14 protein-coding genes are annotated in these 14928 nt (G+C 67.7%); 8 read left to right on the top strand and 6 right to left on the bottom strand.

Annotation, left to right across the window (positions count from 1 at the left end):
* Position 1: 1 nt before the first annotated feature.
* From dprA to HW532_RS02020, 4 genes are read right to left on the bottom strand one after another with little or no spacing between them, the layout of a single operon-like run.
* Positions 2 to 1141, bottom strand: coding sequence for a DNA-processing protein DprA (gene dprA / locus HW532_RS02035; RefSeq protein WP_213162830.1), 1140 nt, complete (start codon positions 1139 to 1141; stop codon positions 2 to 4).
* A gap of 55 nt (positions 1142 to 1196) precedes the next feature.
* Positions 1197 to 1805 (bottom strand): glycerol-3-phosphate 1-O-acyltransferase PlsY, encoded by a 609-nt coding sequence (gene plsY, locus HW532_RS02030; RefSeq protein ID WP_213162829.1) that lies wholly within the window; start codon positions 1803 to 1805, stop codon positions 1197 to 1199.
* An 8-nt stretch (positions 1806 to 1813) separates the two neighbouring features.
* Positions 1814 to 3139, bottom strand: coding sequence for a dihydroorotase (locus HW532_RS02025; RefSeq protein ID WP_213162828.1), 1326 nt, complete (start codon positions 3137 to 3139; stop codon positions 1814 to 1816).
* Positions 3136 to 4092: an aspartate carbamoyltransferase catalytic subunit gene (locus tag HW532_RS02020; RefSeq protein ID WP_425491918.1), complete on the bottom strand. Its 957-nt coding sequence runs from the start codon at positions 4090 to 4092 to the stop codon at positions 3136 to 3138. Before HW532_RS02020 ends, HW532_RS02025 begins: the two co-directional genes overlap by 4 nt.
* 98 nt (positions 4093 to 4190) lie before the next feature.
* Between HW532_RS02020 and HW532_RS02015 the strand changes: the two genes are divergently transcribed.
* Positions 4191 to 5864 (top strand): acyl-CoA dehydrogenase family protein, encoded by a 1674-nt coding sequence (locus HW532_RS02015; RefSeq protein ID WP_213162826.1) that lies wholly within the window; start codon positions 4191 to 4193, stop codon positions 5862 to 5864.
* A gap of 16 nt (positions 5865 to 5880) precedes the next feature.
* Here HW532_RS02015 and ruvX read toward each other — a convergent pair whose 3' ends face one another.
* The gene (ruvX, locus tag HW532_RS02010) at positions 5881 to 6378 is read right to left on the bottom strand and encodes a Holliday junction resolvase RuvX (protein ID WP_213162825.1); all 498 of its coding nucleotides are present in this window, start codon (positions 6376 to 6378) and stop codon (positions 5881 to 5883) included.
* A 149-nt stretch (positions 6379 to 6527) separates the two neighbouring features.
* Here ruvX and HW532_RS02005 point away from each other — a divergent pair, with 149 nt between their 5' ends.
* From HW532_RS02005 to HW532_RS01995, 3 genes are all read left to right on the top strand, one after another.
* A complete protein-coding gene (locus tag HW532_RS02005) occupies positions 6528 to 7226 on the top strand; it encodes a metal-dependent hydrolase (protein ID WP_213162824.1) in 699 nt (232 codons plus the stop codon).
* Entirely contained in the window at positions 7226 to 8002 is a 777-nt protein-coding gene (locus tag HW532_RS02000; protein WP_213162823.1) for a GNAT family N-acetyltransferase, read from the top strand. The genes HW532_RS02005 and HW532_RS02000 overlap by 1 nt, the downstream gene beginning before the upstream one ends.
* A 382-nt stretch (positions 8003 to 8384) precedes the next feature.
* Positions 8385 to 9671, top strand: a complete 1287-nt coding sequence (locus HW532_RS01995) for a DEAD/DEAH box helicase (protein WP_213162822.1) — start codon at positions 8385 to 8387, stop codon at positions 9669 to 9671.
* 40 nt (positions 9672 to 9711) lie between these two features.
* Here HW532_RS01995 and HW532_RS01990 read toward each other — a convergent pair whose 3' ends face one another.
* Positions 9712 to 10905 (bottom strand): GGDEF domain-containing protein, encoded by a 1194-nt coding sequence (locus HW532_RS01990; protein WP_213162821.1) that lies wholly within the window; start codon positions 10903 to 10905, stop codon positions 9712 to 9714.
* Positions 10906 to 11115: 210 nt separating this feature from the next.
* On the opposite strand from HW532_RS01990, the gene gatC reads away from it, so the two are divergent.
* From gatC to gatB, 4 genes are all read left to right on the top strand, one after another.
* Entirely contained in the window at positions 11116 to 11403 is a 288-nt protein-coding gene (gene gatC, locus HW532_RS01985; RefSeq protein WP_213162820.1) for an Asp-tRNA(Asn)/Glu-tRNA(Gln) amidotransferase subunit GatC, read from the top strand.
* Between the two features lie 99 nt (positions 11404 to 11502).
* Positions 11503 to 12981 carry an Asp-tRNA(Asn)/Glu-tRNA(Gln) amidotransferase subunit GatA gene (gene gatA, locus HW532_RS01980; protein ID WP_213162819.1) on the top strand — a complete coding sequence of 493 codons (1479 nt, stop codon included), beginning with the start codon at positions 11503 to 11505 and terminating at the stop codon, positions 12979 to 12981.
* Between the two features lies 1 nt (position 12982).
* Positions 12983 to 13285, top strand: coding sequence for a chorismate mutase (locus tag HW532_RS01975; RefSeq protein ID WP_213162818.1), 303 nt, complete (start codon positions 12983 to 12985; stop codon positions 13283 to 13285).
* 46 nt (positions 13286 to 13331) lie between these two features.
* Positions 13332 to 14813 (top strand): Asp-tRNA(Asn)/Glu-tRNA(Gln) amidotransferase subunit GatB, encoded by a 1482-nt coding sequence (gatB, locus tag HW532_RS01970; RefSeq protein WP_213162817.1) that lies wholly within the window; start codon positions 13332 to 13334, stop codon positions 14811 to 14813.
* The last annotated feature ends 115 nt before the right edge of the window (positions 14814 to 14928 follow it).

Here is a 14928-nt window from a genome sequence, read left to right as displayed (position 1 = left end):
GTCACGACAACGAAACGCGGCGGGCGTCTATCCGGTGGAGGCGCCCGGCCAGCTCCAGTTCGAGCAGGATTGCGTGGATCGGCCCGACCGCGGCGCCGCTTTCGCGGATGAGATCGTCGATCTCCACGGGCGAGGGGCCGAGGAGCGAGGCGATCCGGCTGCGCAGGTCGGGGTCGGGCCGGTCGCAATCGCGATCCTCGTGCCCTGAATAGGCGTTGCCGTCGACGAGCTCGCTCAGCATGTCGATCTCGGTGGGCGGCGGCAGGGTTCCGATCATGGGCCGGACGGCATCGTCGATATCGCCCGCCGAGGTCACCAGCATGGCGCCGCGGCGGATGAGATGGTTGGTGCCCTCGGCGCGCGGGTCGAGCGGCGATCCGGGAACCGCGAAGACCTCGCGGTTCTGTTCCAGCGCCATGCGTGCGGTGATCAGCGATCCCGACCGCTTGGCCGCCTCCACCACCACTGTGCCGTAGCCGAGGCCCGATATGATCCGGTTGCGCCGGGGAAAGTGGCGTGCCTGCGGTTGGAGCCCGGGCGTCATCTCGCTGACGAGGAGCCCGGTTTCGCCGATCTCGCCATGAAGCCCGTCATTCTCCGGCGGGTACACGACATCGAGCCCTCCGGCCATCACGGCGATGGTGCCTGTGGCGAGCGCCGCCTCGTGGGCGGCGGTGTCGATGCCCCGCGCCAGTCCCGAAATGACGGCGAAGCCGCGCGTGCCGAGATCGGCGGCGAGCCGGCGCGCGAGCTTGCGGCCGAGCGCGGAGGCGTTGCGCGCGCCCACAATGGCGATGCCCGGCGCCTGCGCGAGCTCGGCGCGGCCCTTCATGCACAGGAGGGGCGGGGCGTCCTCGAGCTGGCGCAGGAGCGCAGGGTAGTCCGGCTCGCCGAGCGCGACGAATCGCGCGCCGATCCGGTCGGCGGTCTCCAGGTCGCGCTCGGCACGGTCCGCCGGATAGAGCCGGATCCGCCGTTTCAGCCCACCGCGCGCGGAGAGGTCCGGCAGGGCTTCCAAGGCGGCGCGGGCGCTGCCGAACCGGTTGATCAGGGCGCGGAACCCGATGGGCCCGACATTCTCGCTCTTGATGAGACGCAGCCAGTCCCGGCGCTGCCGGTCATCCAGCAGCCGCGCCGACATGCCATGCTCGCGTCATATGAGTGCCCCCTCCCCAGTGAGGGCTTGCCGGGCGCGGTCAGCGGCCCAGGGAGATTCTCGTTTCCTCGCCCCGTGCGAGCCGCACGATATTGGCACGATGGGTGAAGAAGACGATCACGGCCATGGCCACGACCGCTACGGCAAGCCAACCGCCATGGAACACCACCGCACCTAGTGCTGTCAATGTCGATGCAACCAATGCGGACAGGGAGGAATAGCGCGTCGCGACCGCAACCAACAGCCATATGGCGAGGAAGGCGAGGGCGAGCGGCCAGGCGAGCCCGAGAAAGACACCGATAAGGGTGGCGACACCCTTGCCGCCGCGAAAGCGCAGCCAGACCGGGAAGATATGGCCGAGAAAGGCCCCGAGCCCCGCCACGATACCGGCCGCCTCGTGCCACTGGCTGGCGACAAGCACCGGGACGACGCCCTTGAGCACATCGCACAGGAGCGTTGCCGCCGCGACCGGCTTCGAGCCCGTGCGCAACACGTTGGTGGCGCCGATATTGCCCGACCCCATCTGTCTCAGATCGCCAAGGCGGAAGAGCCTGGCGAAGATCAGCCCGAACGGTATGGATCCGCACAGATAGCCGAAAGCGAGCGCGACCAGCGTCGCCGTGAGGGGGAGGGGCCACTCGCCGGGCATTGCGGGCACTACTCCGCGCCGAGCGCGAAGACGGTGCGCCCCGCGACAACGGTTTCGAGCACGCGGCCCTCCAGCATGCGGTGCTCGAAGGGCGAGTTCTTCGACTTCGACCGCAGGGAATCGGGTCCGACGCGCCAGCTACGCTGCGGGTCCACCACAGCGAGGTCGGCGGGTGTGCCGGGCGCGAGCGTTCCCATGTCGAAGCCGAGGATCCGTGCCGGTCTCGTGGCGAGCGCGGCCACGATCTCGCCAAGCGGCACCGCGCCGTCATGGTGCAGCGACAGGGCGGCCGGCAGCAGCGTCTCCAGGCCGATCGCCCCGAAGGCGGCCTCGGAGAAGGGCAGGCGCTTGGTGTCCGGCTCCTGCGGGTCGTGGCTGGACACGATCACGTCGATCAGCCCGTCACGCAGGCCTTCCACCATGGCCGCGCGGTCGTCCTCGCCCCTGAGCGGCGGGGAGAGCTTGAAGAAGGTGCGGTAGGCACCGATGTCGTTCTCGTTGAGCGCGAGATGGTTGACCGAAACCCCGCAGGTCACGGGCAGGCCGTTCTCCTTCGCCCGCCGGATCAGATCCAGCGAGGCGCGGCACGAGATCTGGGCGGCGTGGTAGCGCGCGCCCGTGAGCGCCACGAGCCGGAGGTCCCGCTCCAGCATGATGACTTCCGCCTCGATGGGGATGCCCGACAGTCCGAGCCGCGTCGCGACCTCGCCCTCGTTCATGACGCCGCCGCGGGCAAGCTCCGGCTCCTCCACATGCTGGACGACGAGCATGCCGAAATCGTGCGCGTAGGCGAGCACGCGGCGCAGGAGGCGCGCATTGGTCACCGGCACGATGCCGTCGGTCACGGCCACCGCGCCGGCCTCGCGCAGCATGCCGATCTCGGTCATCTCCACGCCGCCGGTGCCCTTGGTGAGGGCGGCCATGGGGGCGATGCGCACGATGGCGGTGTCGCGGGCGCGGCGCAGGATGAAATCGACGAGCGCCACGTCGTCGATCACGGGGTTGGTGTTCGGCATGACAATCAGCGTCGTCACGCCGCCGGCCGCCGCGGCCTCCGATGCGGAGGCGAGCGTCTCGCGATGTTCCGCGCCGGGCTCGCCGGTGAAGACGCGCATGTCGATGAGGCCCGGCATCACGATGGCACCGGCGCAGTCGCGAATCTCCGTCCCGCTGCCAGCCGAATCGGCGGTCACATCGGCACCGCAGGCCAAGATGGTGCCGTCCTCGACAATGAGCCCGCCCGGCCCGTCGAGCCCCTGGGCCGGATCCACGAGGCGCGCATTCACGAATGCGCGGCGCCCGTTCGGTCCGGTATCGGGTGCGTTGCCGCTCATGCGTTGCCTCCGCCCGGCAGGTTGCGCGCCAGCGCGTCGAGAACCGCCATGCGCACCGCGACCCCCATTTCGACCTGCTCGCGGATCACGCTCTGCACGCCGTCGGCGACCGCGCTGTCGATCTCCACGCCGCGATTCATCGGGCCGGGATGCATGACGAGCGCATCCGGATTGGCGAGCTTCAGCCGGTCCCGGTCGAGCCCGAAATAGCGGTAATATTCGCGCACCGACGGGATGAAGCCGCCTTCCATGCGCTCGCGCTGAAGCCGCAGCATCATCACCACGTCGCAGCCCTCAAGCCCGCTCTCCATTCCGGTATGCACCTCCACGCCCAGCCGGTCGGCCGCCGGCGGCAGGAGCGAGGAGGGGGCGATGACGCGCACATAGGCGCCCATCGTGTGCAGAAGCAGGATATTGGAGCGCGCGACCCGGCTGTGCATGACGTCGCCGCAGATCGCGACTGTCAGCCCGTCGAGCCGGCCCTTGCGGCGCCGGATCGTCAGTGCGTCGAGGAGCGCCTGGGTCGGGTGCTCGTGCGCGCCGTCGCCGGCATTGATCACCGCGCAGCCGACCTTCTGGGCGAGGAGTTCCGCGGCGCCCGCCGCGGAGTGGCGCACGACCAGGAGGTCGGGGTGCATGGCGTTGAGCGTCATCGCCGTGTCGAGCAGGGTCTCCCCCTTGCTCATGGACGAGCCCTTGACCGACATGTTCATCACATCCGCGCCCAGCCGCTTGCCGGCGAGCTCGAAGGAGCTCTGCGTGCGCGTGGAGGCCTCGAAGAACAGGTTGATCTGGGTGCGCCCGCCGAGCACGGACTGCTTCTTGTGGATCTGGCGGTTCAGCTCGACATACTTGTCGGCAAGATCGAGGAGGGCGGTGATCTCCACAGGAGAAAGCCCCTCCGTGCCGAGCAGATGCGGCCGGGAAAGGATGGGGTCTGGTCGATCGTCCAAGGCTGTCATTTAAGGCTGGATCTATAGACTGCCCGACCGTGCTGGGCAAGCTGGTTTGCGGCGTTGTACCATGCCCGCGGCCATGTGAGGGAGGTCGAATGTCGCAAAGTTCACAGTTTACCACCCACGAGGTTTTCAACCAGTCTCCGTCGTTCGAGGATGTCAATCTGTTCACCAGCGACCGTGCGCTCCGCGAGGTGGCGATTCGCGAAGGCGGCGGCGGTGCCGAGCAGATGCTCACGGCCTACGGGTCGTTCGCGGGCAGCGCGCTGGGCCAGCACATGGCACGGCTCGCCAACGAGGACCTACCGCGGCTGAGGACATTCGATTCGAAAGGCCGCCGGCTCGACGTGGTGGAGTACCATCCCGCCTATCACGACATCATGCGCGAGAGCGTGCGCGCCGGTCTGCATTGCCTGTCCTGGGACCTGCCGCCCGACGGCGGCGAGCCCTATCCGGGCCGCAACGTGGCGCGCGCGGGCCTTCTCCATATGGCCGCGCAGCTCGAGCCGGGCCATTGCTGCCCGCTCACCATGACCAATGCCGGCGTCGCCACGCTGCTCTTGGCGCCGAGCATCGCGGAAAGCTGGGTGCCGCTCCTGCTGTCGCGCCATTACGACCCGGCCTTCCTGCCCGCCCATGAGAAGGCCGGGCTGACGCTCGGCATGGGCATGACGGAGAAGCAGGGCGGAACCGATGTCCGCGCCAACACGACGCGCGCCGATCCGATCGGCCCCGGCGGCCCAGAAGAGGGCTACCTGATCGTCGGCCATAAATGGTTCCTGTCCGCGCCCATGAGCGATGCCTTCCTGGTGCTCGCCCAGGCTCCGGGCGGGCTCTCCTGCTTCTTCATGCCGCGCGTGCTGCCCGACGGCAGCATCAATCCGATTCGCATCCAGCGCCTGAAGGACAAGCTTGGCAACCGGTCGAACGCCTCCGCCGAGGTGGAGTTCGCCGGCTGCCGTGCCTGGCTCGTCGGGGAAGAGGGGCGCGGCATCGCCACCATCATGGATATGGTGACCTTCACGCGGCTCGATTGCGCGGTCTCCTCCGCCGGCCTCATGCGGTCCGCGCTTGCCAATGCGCTCCATCACACCGCGCATCGGGCGGCGTTCCAGCGCCGGCTGATCGACCAGCCGCTGATGCGGCAGGTGCTGGCCGATCTCGCGCTCGATTCGGAGGCGGCCACCGCGCTGGCCTTCCGCCTCGCACGGGCCTTCGACGAGGCGGGCGCGGTGCCGGCGGAGGCCGCCTTCCGCCGCGTCATGACCCCGGTGATCAAGTACTGGGTCTGCAAGACCTGTCCGGGCTTCGTCTACGAGGCGATGGAGTGCCTCGGCGGCAATGGCTATGTGGAGGAGGGGCCGGCGGCGCGGCTCTACCGGGAGGCGCCGGTCAACGCGATCTGGGAGGGGTCCGGCAATGTCATGTGCCTCGACGTGGCCCGCGTGGCCGAGCGGGACCCGGACGCCATGGCTTCCGTCATGGAACAGCTCGGCGAGCACTGCCGCGGCGACAAGACGCTCGAGGCGGCGTTTGAGGATCTGCGCGGCCGGATGGCCGGGCTTGCCGGCGACCAGTCGGCCCTGCGCAGTCTGGTCGAGCGGCTGGCTCTCCTGTGGGCGGCAGGCCTCCTGCGGGCAAGCGACAGCGTGGAGGTGGCCGACGCGTTCATCGCCTCGCGAATCGCCGGCGGCTTCCGCAATGGCTATGGCGCCGGGCCGAAGCTCGACGATGCGGCCATACTGGAGCGTGCCGCGCCGGTCGAATGAACGGCGGGCAGGGGGATCAGCCGTCCGGCCGTTGTGCCGCGATGGCGGCGAGCCGGTCGAGAGCGCCCTGAAGGATGTAGGCGGCGGCGAGCTTGTCGACCACCTCGCCGCGCCGCGCCCGGCTCGAATCGGCCTCCAGCAGCGTGCGCGTCACCGCCACCGTCGACAGGCGCTCGTCCCAGAAGACGACGGGCAGCGGCAGGATGCGCGGCAGGTTCCGGGCGAAGGCGCGCGTCGACTGGGCGCGCGGACCTTCCGTTCCGTCCATGTTGACCGGCAGGCCGAGAACGATGGCGGAGACGTTCTCCGCATCGGCGATGGCCTTGAGCGCTTCGGCGTCCTGCGTGAACTTCCGCCGCCGGATCGTCTCGCGGGCGGTGGCGACCGTGCGCGTCGTGTCGCTGAGGGCGACGCCGATGGTCTTGGTGCCGAGGTCGAGCCCCATCAGCCGCTCGCCGGGCCCGAGGCGTTCCGGCAGCGCGGAGATGTCGATGGTGGCAGGCTTGTCGCTCATGACGGCGTCGCTCTCGTGGAGTCCGCGATATCTACGCTGTCCCATAGGCCATTTGACGCCCGGGGCAAAGTCTTGAACTGTACCCTTGCGCCGGCAACCATCGGGCACAAGATCACCGTCAGACAGTTCAGACAGGAGGTTCAAGGGCGATGAAGATCACCTGGCTTGGCCATTCGGCCTTCCGAATCGAGACCGGCAACAGTGTCGTGATGGTCGATCCCTTCCTGAGCGGAAACCCCAAATTCGAGGGCGATCCGCTGGAGGCCGCCGCGGGCGCGACCCATATCGCGCTGACCCACGGTCACGACGACCATATCGGCGATACGGTGGCCATCGCGGAGGGGACAGGCGCGCAGCTCATCGCCTGCTTCGAGATCTGCCAGTACCTCGCCGGCAAGGGCCTGAACGACTTCGAACCCGCCAATATGGGCGGCACGATCTATACGGAGGATTTCGACGTCACCTTCGTGCGCGCCGACCATTCCTCCGCCACGCTCGCCGATGGCGGCATCACCTATCTCGGCAATCCGTGCGGGCTGGTGTTCCGCCCCAAGGACGGCCCGACCGTCTACCATATGGGCGATACCGACATCTTTGCCGACATGGCGCTCGTCAACGAGCTCTACAAGCCGGATGTGGGCATCGTGCCCATCGGCGACCGGTTCACCATGAACCCGCGCTCCGCCGCGCTCGCCTGCAGGCGGTATTTCGACTTCTCCACCGTGCTGCCCTGCCACTACATGACCTTCCCGCTGCTCGAACAGTCGGCGGACGGCTTCGTGGCGGCGATGGGCGACAGGGGCGACCGGGTGAAGGCGCTCGATATCGGCGGGAGCGTGACGGTCTGATGAAGGCACAGAAGAGCGCGCGGACGAAGACGGCCGCGTCGGGCGCTGTGCGACCGAAGGGCAAGGCCGGGGCAGGGGCGCAGAAGACGGCGCGCCCTGTCGGCCCGCCGGTGCCGCCGCCTGCCGGGCACAGGCCGGACGGGCGGCTCCTGTTCGGCCGCTCGGTGACCGTGGAGCCGATCGCGCCGGACCGCCACGGCCCGGAGCTTTACGAGAGCTTTCGCGGCTCCGCACAGGCGGCGGACTTGTGGACCTATATGGCCTATGGGCCGTGGACGGACTATCCGCCCTTCCTCGCCTGGCTCAACGACTGCGCGGCGAGCAGCGATCCCGTCTACTACGCCATCGTGCCGCGCGAGACGGGCAGGGCGTCCGGCATGGCGGCCTATTCCGCGATCCGGCCGGCCCACGGGGTGATCGAGATCGGCCATATCTGGTTCGCCCCGTCCCTGCAACGCACACGCGCGGCGACCGAGGCTCTGTTCGTGATGATGCGCCACGCCTTCGACGAGATGGGCTATCGCCGTGTCGAGTGGAAATGCGACGCGCTGAACGCCGCCTCGCGCGGCGCGGCCGAGCGCCTCGGTTTCACTTTCGAGGGCATTTTCCGCCAGCACATGGTGATCAAGGGGCGCAATCGGGACACCGCCTGGTTCGCCATGCTCGACAGCGACTGGCCGGAGATCCGCAAGGCCTTCGCGGCCTGGCTGGACGATGCCAATTTCGACGGCGAGGGACGGCAGAGACAGTCGCTGCGTGCCGCCTCCCGGCAATGAGTGCTTGACTTCGTGCCGGTCAACGCAGATATGAGAAGCCGTGCATGTCGCTTGGCTGCCGCGTGAGCAGTCCGCACCGCAACAGGCGTGTCTCCCTCCGGGGCGGCCCGCTCTCCTTCCGGCGCCCGGCATGTTCAACGTCCGCCCGACCACGAGGTCCGGGCACCGTTTTTCTCCATAGTTCCCATTTCACGCGCGGGTTCTCACGGTCTGGCCGCCTGACGGGGCAATCCTGTTCCCGGGTGAGACCATGATCGCAACCTCGAAGCGCGAAGTCGCGCGCCCATTCGGCGTCGCGGACAGCGCCTTGCTGCGTAAACGCTGTTGCGGCGATCCGGCGTCGGAAATGACGGGCCGGAGCCGCTCCTGAAAGGTATCGACATTGTCACAGTTTGAAACTCTCGGGCTTTCCCCCTCTGTTCTGAAACAGGTCCTGGCGCTCGGTTACGACGCGCCGACCCCGATCCAGAAGGAGGCGATACCGCTCGTTCTCGACGGCCACGACCTCATGGGCCTCGCCCAGACAGGCACGGGCAAGACGGCGGCCTTCGGCCTGCCGCTCGTGGACCGGCTTCGCGAGGAGAATGGCAAGCCCGCTCCGAAGACGATCCGCGCACTGATTCTCGCGCCGACCCGGGAGCTGGTGAACCAGATCGCGGGCAATCTCCGCGATTTCGTTCGCGGCACGCCGATCAAGGTGGGCTCGGTCGTGGGCGGCGCCTCGATCAATGTGCAGATCAAGAATCTCAATCGCGGCACGGACATCCTTGTCGCCACGCCCGGTCGCCTGCTCGATCTGGTCGAGCGCCGGGCGGTCTTCCTCGACACGGCGAAATATCTCGTCCTCGACGAAGCCGACCAGATGCTCGATCTGGGCTTCATCCATGCCTTGCGCAAGATCGCCAAGCTCGTTGGAACGCCCCGCCAGACCCTCCTGTTCTCCGCCACCATGCCGAAGCAGATGGAGGAGCTGGCGCGCACCTATCTGAACGACCCCGTGCGCGTCGAGGTCGCGCCTCCGGGCCGGACCGCCGACAAGGTGCGCCAGTCGGTTCATTTCGTGGAGCAGAGCGACAAGGCGGCCCTTTTGAGGGATTGCCTCGCGGAAACGCCGGAGGAACTCTCCATCGTCTTCTCGCGCACCAAGCACGGTGCGGAGAAGCTGATGAAGACTCTGGTCAAGCACGGCTTCGATGCCGGGTCGATCCACGGCAACAAGAGCCAGGGCCAGCGCGACCGCGCCATCAAGGCGTTCCGGTCGGGCGATATCCGCGTGCTGGTCGCCACCGATGTCGCCGCGCGCGGCATCGACATTCCGGGCGTGGCGCGCGTCTACAACTACGATCTGCCGGAAGTGGCGGAGAGCTATGTGCACCGTATCGGCCGCACCGCGCGCGCCGGAGCGGAGGGCGAGGCCGTGGCGTTCTGCGCGCCGGCTGAGATGTCGCTTCTGCGCGGCATCGAGCGGCTGGTCGGCATCGGCATCTCGGTGGCTGGCGGCGAACCGTGGCGCGGCGGGCACGAGGATGCGCCGCGCGGCCGCAAGGGTGGTGGCCGTCCGCGTGGCGAGGGCCGTCCGCAGCGGACCGGTGGCCGGGGCAAGCCGCAGGGCCAGCCCGACCGCAACCGCAGGCGGTCGCGCCCGCGGCGCAAGCCCGTGGCCGCGTGAGGCCGTTTGCCTTCCTGTCCTGGCAGGGGGCGAAGGATCGTCAGGTGGCCGACCCGGCCACCTGCTGGGGAGTGTCGGGAACGGGCCGTGCCATCACGGTCCGGTTCCGCCCGGTTCGCTTGGCCTCGTAGAGGCTCCGGTCGGCCCGTTCGATCAGCGCCCACAGGGCTTCGTTCTCCTGACGCTCGGCAATGCCGAAGCTCGAGGTGACCGTTCTCATTTCCTCCCCGCCCCGGAACCGCAGCGACGTGATGGCAAGCCGGATGCGTTCGGCAAGCTCGTAGGCCGCCTCGCGATCCATGCCGGGCACGAGGATCGCGAATTCCTCGCCGCCAATGCGGCCGATCACGGCGCCCTCAGGCACGCTGGATCGCAGAAGGCTGCCAACTTCCGACAGCACCTTGTCGCCGGCGGCATGGCCGAAACGGTCGTTGATGGCCTTGAAGCCGTCTATGTCGGCGACCGCTGCCGAAACGGGGCGGCCTGTGCCCGCCATAAGCGCCAGTGCCTTGCGCTCGAAAGCGCGGCGGTTGTCGACGCCGGTCAGCGCGTCCTGGTCGCGCTCCATCGATATCTTGTTCACAATGTCGGTGACGGCCGCCGCGAGCAGGGCAAGGGCGAGCCCCGTCCCCATCATGGCGAGCGAGAGATGGAGGACGGTCCAGAATTTCGTATAGGCGAACTCCGATGCCGTTATGGGCGCGCCACCCGGCGCGGTCAGTACCGTGCGCGGCAGGAAATGGAGCGCGAACACGAGAAAGACCCAGAAGACGAGCCGCTCCGTCGCCGTTCCCGAGGCGAGGATCCGCAGGCGGAACGCCGCGATGAGCAGGATAAGGCCGTAGCCAAAGTTCTGGAGATAGATGCGGGCTGACAATGAGGGGGTCACATAGAGGAAATAGACCGTAAGCCCCATGATTGCGGCGAAGGCCGCGCCGTGGAATGCCCAGCCGGCGGTCTTTCCCGTACGCCGCAACAGACCTTCGGCAAGGACGAGGACGCTGGCCGTATACACCGCTCCCGATGCCAGGGCGTTGGGCCCGGTGCCCGGCGGCCACCTGAACAGTTGCATCGACGCGCCGAGGACGAACAGGGCGCAGGCCGCCGAAAGGACAAGCAGATATCGCATCGTCCGGTCGAAAAACCAGACACCCACAAAGGCGACCGAGAAGACCAGCAGCACTGCGGGGCCGATCAAGACTGCCGGATTGACGGGAAAAACCGGTGTCCACACGGTCGGATCTGCCTTGTCGAGAAAAGATCGGCACTCAATAGCGCAATTACATGACACCTCCAAGCACAACCGACGCATGGCCGCAGGGGGCCAGCGAGGCGTTGCCGGGGAGGGATGCGGGTGCTATCTAACGCGCGGAGTAAAGGCGGGGCAGACCTATGCGCCAACCCCCGCCAGAGACATCCAGGCCTCATTCCCGGAGTATCCGCCATGGCCGTTGACGAAAACACGGTTCGCCATATCGCGAAGCTCGCGCGCATCGCGGTTTCGGGCCAGGAGGTCACCGCGCTCCAGGGCGAGCTGTCGGAGATCCTCGCCTGGGTGGAGCAACTCGACGAGGTCGACACCTCCGGCGTGGAACCGATGACCAGCGTCGTGCGCACCGAGATGAAGAAGCGCGATGATGCGGTGACCGACGGCAATCGCGCCGGCGACATCGTGGGCAATGCGCCCGCCTCGGAGGACAGCTATTTCGTCGTGCCGAAGGTGGTCGAATAGTCCGGTGCCCCCGTGGCGGCCGGCAGGCGGCCACGGCACGGTCCTTCCGGTCGCCCGCATGAAGACCCGTTCGTTTCCCGTGCCCGAAGAAGAAGCCCGATGACAGACCTGACACAGCTTTCCATCGCCGAGGCCCGCGACAAGCTCAGGGCGCGCGAGATTTCCGCCGTCGAACTGACCGAGGCCTATCTCCAGGCGATCGAGGCCGGAAACAAGGCGCTGAACGCCTATGTCGCGGTGACCGCCGACAAGGCGCGCGAGATGGCCAGGGCCTCCGACGAGCGCCTGGCGAAAGGCGAGGGCGGGGCGCTGGAGGGCGTTCCCCTCGGCATCAAGGACCTGTTCTGCACCGAGGGGGTGCACAGCCAGGCGGCTAGCCACATCCTCGACGGGTTCGAGCCGGCCTATGAATCGACCGTCACGGCCAATCTCTGGGCCGACGGGGCGGTGATGCTCGGCAAGCTCAACATGGACGAGTTCGCCATGGGGTCGTCCAACGAGACCTCCCATTACGGTCCGGTCGTCAATCCGTGGCGGGCGAAGGGCAGCAACCGGGACCTCGTTCCCGGCGGTTCGTCGGGCGGGTCGGCGTCCGCGGTCTCCGCCTGGATGTGTGCCGGCGCGACAGCGACCGATACGGGCGGCTCGATCCGCCAGCCCGCCGCGTTCACCGGGACCGTCGGCATCAAGCCGACCTACGGGCGCTGCTCGCGCTGGGGCATCGTCGCCTTCGCCTCCTCGCTGGACCAGGCCGGGCCCATCGCCCGCAATGTCCGCGACGCGGCGATCATGCTGAGATCCATGGCGAGCCCCGATGCGAAGGACACGACGTCGGTCGACCGTCCGGTGCCGGACTACGAGGCCGCGCTCACCGGCGACGTGCGCGGCCTGACGGTCGGCATTCCGAAGGAATATCGCGTCGAGGGCATGTCGGCGGAGATCGACGCCCTGTGGCAGCAGGGGATCGACTGGCTGAAGGCGCAGGGCGCCGAGATCCGCGAGGTCTCCCTGCCGCACACGAAATATGCGCTGCCGGCCTATTATATCGTGGCACCGGCGGAGGCCTCCTCCAATCTCGCGCGCTATGACGGCGTGCGCTACGGCCTGCGCGTCAATGGCGACGACATCACAGGCATGTACGAGAACACCCGTGCGGCCGGTTTCGGCGCGGAGGTGAAGCGGCGCGTGCTGATCGGCACCTATGTGCTCTCGGCGGGCTATTACGACGCCTACTATCTCAAGGCGCAGAAGGTGCGCACGCTCATCAAGCGGGATTTCGAACAGGCCTTCGAGGACGTCGACGTGCTGCTGACGCCGACGACGCCGACGCCCGCCTTCGCGCCGGGCGAGATCACCGATCCGGTGGAGATGTATCTGAACGACGTCTTCACGGTGACGGTCAACATGGCGGGGCTTCCCGGCATCTCGGTGCCGGCGGGGCTGAGTGCCGACGGGCTGCCGCTCGGGCTTCAGCTCATCGGCAAGGCGTTCGACGAGGAGACCCTGTTCCGCGCCGGCGGCGCACTGGAGGAGGCGGCGGGCTTCGCTGCGCGGCCCGATGCATGGTGGACGGTCTGACATGACGAGAAGACAGCCCGAAGCCTGTCGGTCCATGGAGGAGCTGCGCGTCGAGATAGACCGGCTCGACCGCGAGCTCGTGCGCCTGCTCGCCGAACGGTCGCGCTATATCGCGCGGGCCGTGGCGCTCAAGTCTCGCGAGGGGCTGCCCGCCCGTATCGACGAACGGGTCGAGGCCGTGGTGGTCAATGTCCGCCGCGAGGCGGAGCGGCAGGGGCTCGACGCCAATCTGGCGGACAAGCTCTGGCGGGCGATGATGGACGAATTCATCGCCTATGAGGAAAAGCGGCTTCATCGCAAGTGACCGGACGCGCTGACGGCCCGACTGTAGAACCGGATGGACGAGACCGATGAACGAAGCGGTGCGCAAGGCGGACAAATCGAAGCTCATCAAGGGCGCGACGGGTGATTGGGAGATCGTGATCGGCATGGAGGTCCATGCCCAGGTCACCTCCAATGCCAAGCTGTTCTCCGGCGCCTCCACCGCCTTCGGCGCGGAGCCCAACGCGAATGTCTCGCTGGTCGATGCCGCCATGCCCGGCATGCTGCCGGTGATCAACCGTTACTGCGTGGAACAGGCCGTGCGCACGGGGCTCGGGCTGAAGGCGCAGATCAATCTCTACTCGGTGTTCGACCGCAAGAACTATTTCTATCCCGACCTGCCGCAGGGCTACCAGATCTCGCAGTACAAGCAGCCCGTGGTGGGCGAGGGCAAGGTGCTCCTCGACATGGCCGACGGCGAGACCATCGAGGTCGGCATCGAGCGGCTGCATCTGGAGCAGGATGCGGGCAAGTTGATGCACGACCAGCATCCGACCATGTCGTTCGTGGACCTCAACCGGTCCGGCGTGGCGCTCATGGAGATCGTGTCGAAGCCCGACATGAGGTGTGCCGACGAGGCGAAGGCCTATGTGTCCAAGCTGCGCACCATCCTGCGCTATCTCGGCACCTGCGACGGCGACATGGAGAAGGGCAGCCTGCGCGCCGACATCAACGTCTCCGTCCGCCGCCCGGGCGAGCCCTTCGGCACGCGCTGCGAAGTGAAGAACGTCAACTCCATCCGCTTCATGGGCCAGGCCATCGACTACGAGGCGCACCGCCAGGTGGGCATTCTGGAGGATGGCGGCGAGATCGTTCAGGAAACCCGCCTGTTCGATCCCCGCAAGGGCGAGACGCGGTCCATGCGCAACAAGGAAGAGGCGCACGACTACCGCTACTTCCCCGATCCCGACCTCCTGCCGCTCGAGCTCGACGAGGCCTGGGTGAAGGAGATCGAGGCGACGCTGCCGGAGCTTCCCGACGAGAAGAAGGACAGGCTGATGGGCGATTACGGCCTCACGCCCTACGATGCCGGCATCCTTGTGGCCGACCGCGCGGCGGCGGACTATTTCGAGGCGGTGGCCGAGGGACGCGACGCCAAGCTTGCCGTCAACTGGGTGATGGGCGACCTCGCCGGCCATGCGAATGCCAAGGGTGTCTCGATCGCGGAGGCCGGCGTCTCGCCCGAGCAGCTCGGCACCATTCTCGATCTCATCGGCGACGGCACGATTTCCGGCAAGATCGCCAAGGACGTGCTGGAGATCGTCGTCGCCGAGGGCGGCGATCCGGCGCGGATCGTGGAGGAGAGGGGGCTCAGGCAGGTCACCGACACGGGCGCCATCGAGGCGGTGGTCGACGAGATCGTCGCCGCCAATCCCGAGCAGGCCGAACAGGTCAAGACGAAGCCCAAGACCATCGGCTGGTTCGTCGGCCAGGTCATGAAGGCGACCGGCGGCAAGGCCAATCCGCAGGCAGTGAACGAAATCCTCAAGCGCCGCCTCGGGATCGACTGATCCCGCGGGCGTGGCCGCCTACGCGACCTATCGGATAATCCGATTTCGTTTTCCTCGTGACAAGGCGATGCTATCCGGGTTTGATCCCCCTCGGGGGCTCGTGGATTCGGTAGTA

It is taken from the genome of Kaustia mangrovi (assembly GCF_015482775.1).
GTDB classification, from domain to species: domain Bacteria; phylum Pseudomonadota; class Alphaproteobacteria; order Rhizobiales; family Im1; genus Kaustia; species Kaustia mangrovi.
Note: the sequence above shows the minus strand (reverse complement) of the source record. Positions and strands in the feature narration are given on the sequence as shown.

What these genes read in the sequence shown, in the direction of transcription:
- dprA (WP_213162830.1), bottom strand. Translation starts at nt 1,141, where the DNA reads ATGTCGGCGCGGCTGCTGGATGACCGGCAGCGCCGGGACTGGCTGCGT.
- plsY (WP_213162829.1), bottom strand. Translation starts at nt 1,805, where the DNA reads ATGCCCGGCGAGTGGCCCCTCCCCCTCACGGCGACGCTGGTCGCGCTC.
- HW532_RS02025 (WP_213162828.1), bottom strand. Translation starts at nt 3,139, where the DNA reads ATGAGCGGCAACGCACCCGATACCGGACCGAACGGGCGCCGCGCATTC.
- HW532_RS02015 (WP_213162826.1), top strand. Translation starts at nt 4,191, where the DNA reads ATGTCGCAAAGTTCACAGTTTACCACCCACGAGGTTTTCAACCAGTCT.
- ruvX (WP_213162825.1), bottom strand. Translation starts at nt 6,378, where the DNA reads ATGAGCGACAAGCCTGCCACCATCGACATCTCCGCGCTGCCGGAACGC.
- HW532_RS02005 (WP_213162824.1), top strand. Translation starts at nt 6,528, where the DNA reads ATGAAGATCACCTGGCTTGGCCATTCGGCCTTCCGAATCGAGACCGGC.
- HW532_RS02000 (WP_213162823.1), top strand. Translation starts at nt 7,226, where the DNA reads ATGAAGGCACAGAAGAGCGCGCGGACGAAGACGGCCGCGTCGGGCGCT.
- gatC (WP_213162820.1), top strand. Translation starts at nt 11,116, where the DNA reads ATGGCCGTTGACGAAAACACGGTTCGCCATATCGCGAAGCTCGCGCGC.
- gatA (WP_213162819.1), top strand. Translation starts at nt 11,503, where the DNA reads ATGACAGACCTGACACAGCTTTCCATCGCCGAGGCCCGCGACAAGCTC.
- HW532_RS01975 (WP_213162818.1), top strand. Translation starts at nt 12,983, where the DNA reads ATGACGAGAAGACAGCCCGAAGCCTGTCGGTCCATGGAGGAGCTGCGC.
- gatB (WP_213162817.1), top strand. Translation starts at nt 13,332, where the DNA reads ATGAACGAAGCGGTGCGCAAGGCGGACAAATCGAAGCTCATCAAGGGC.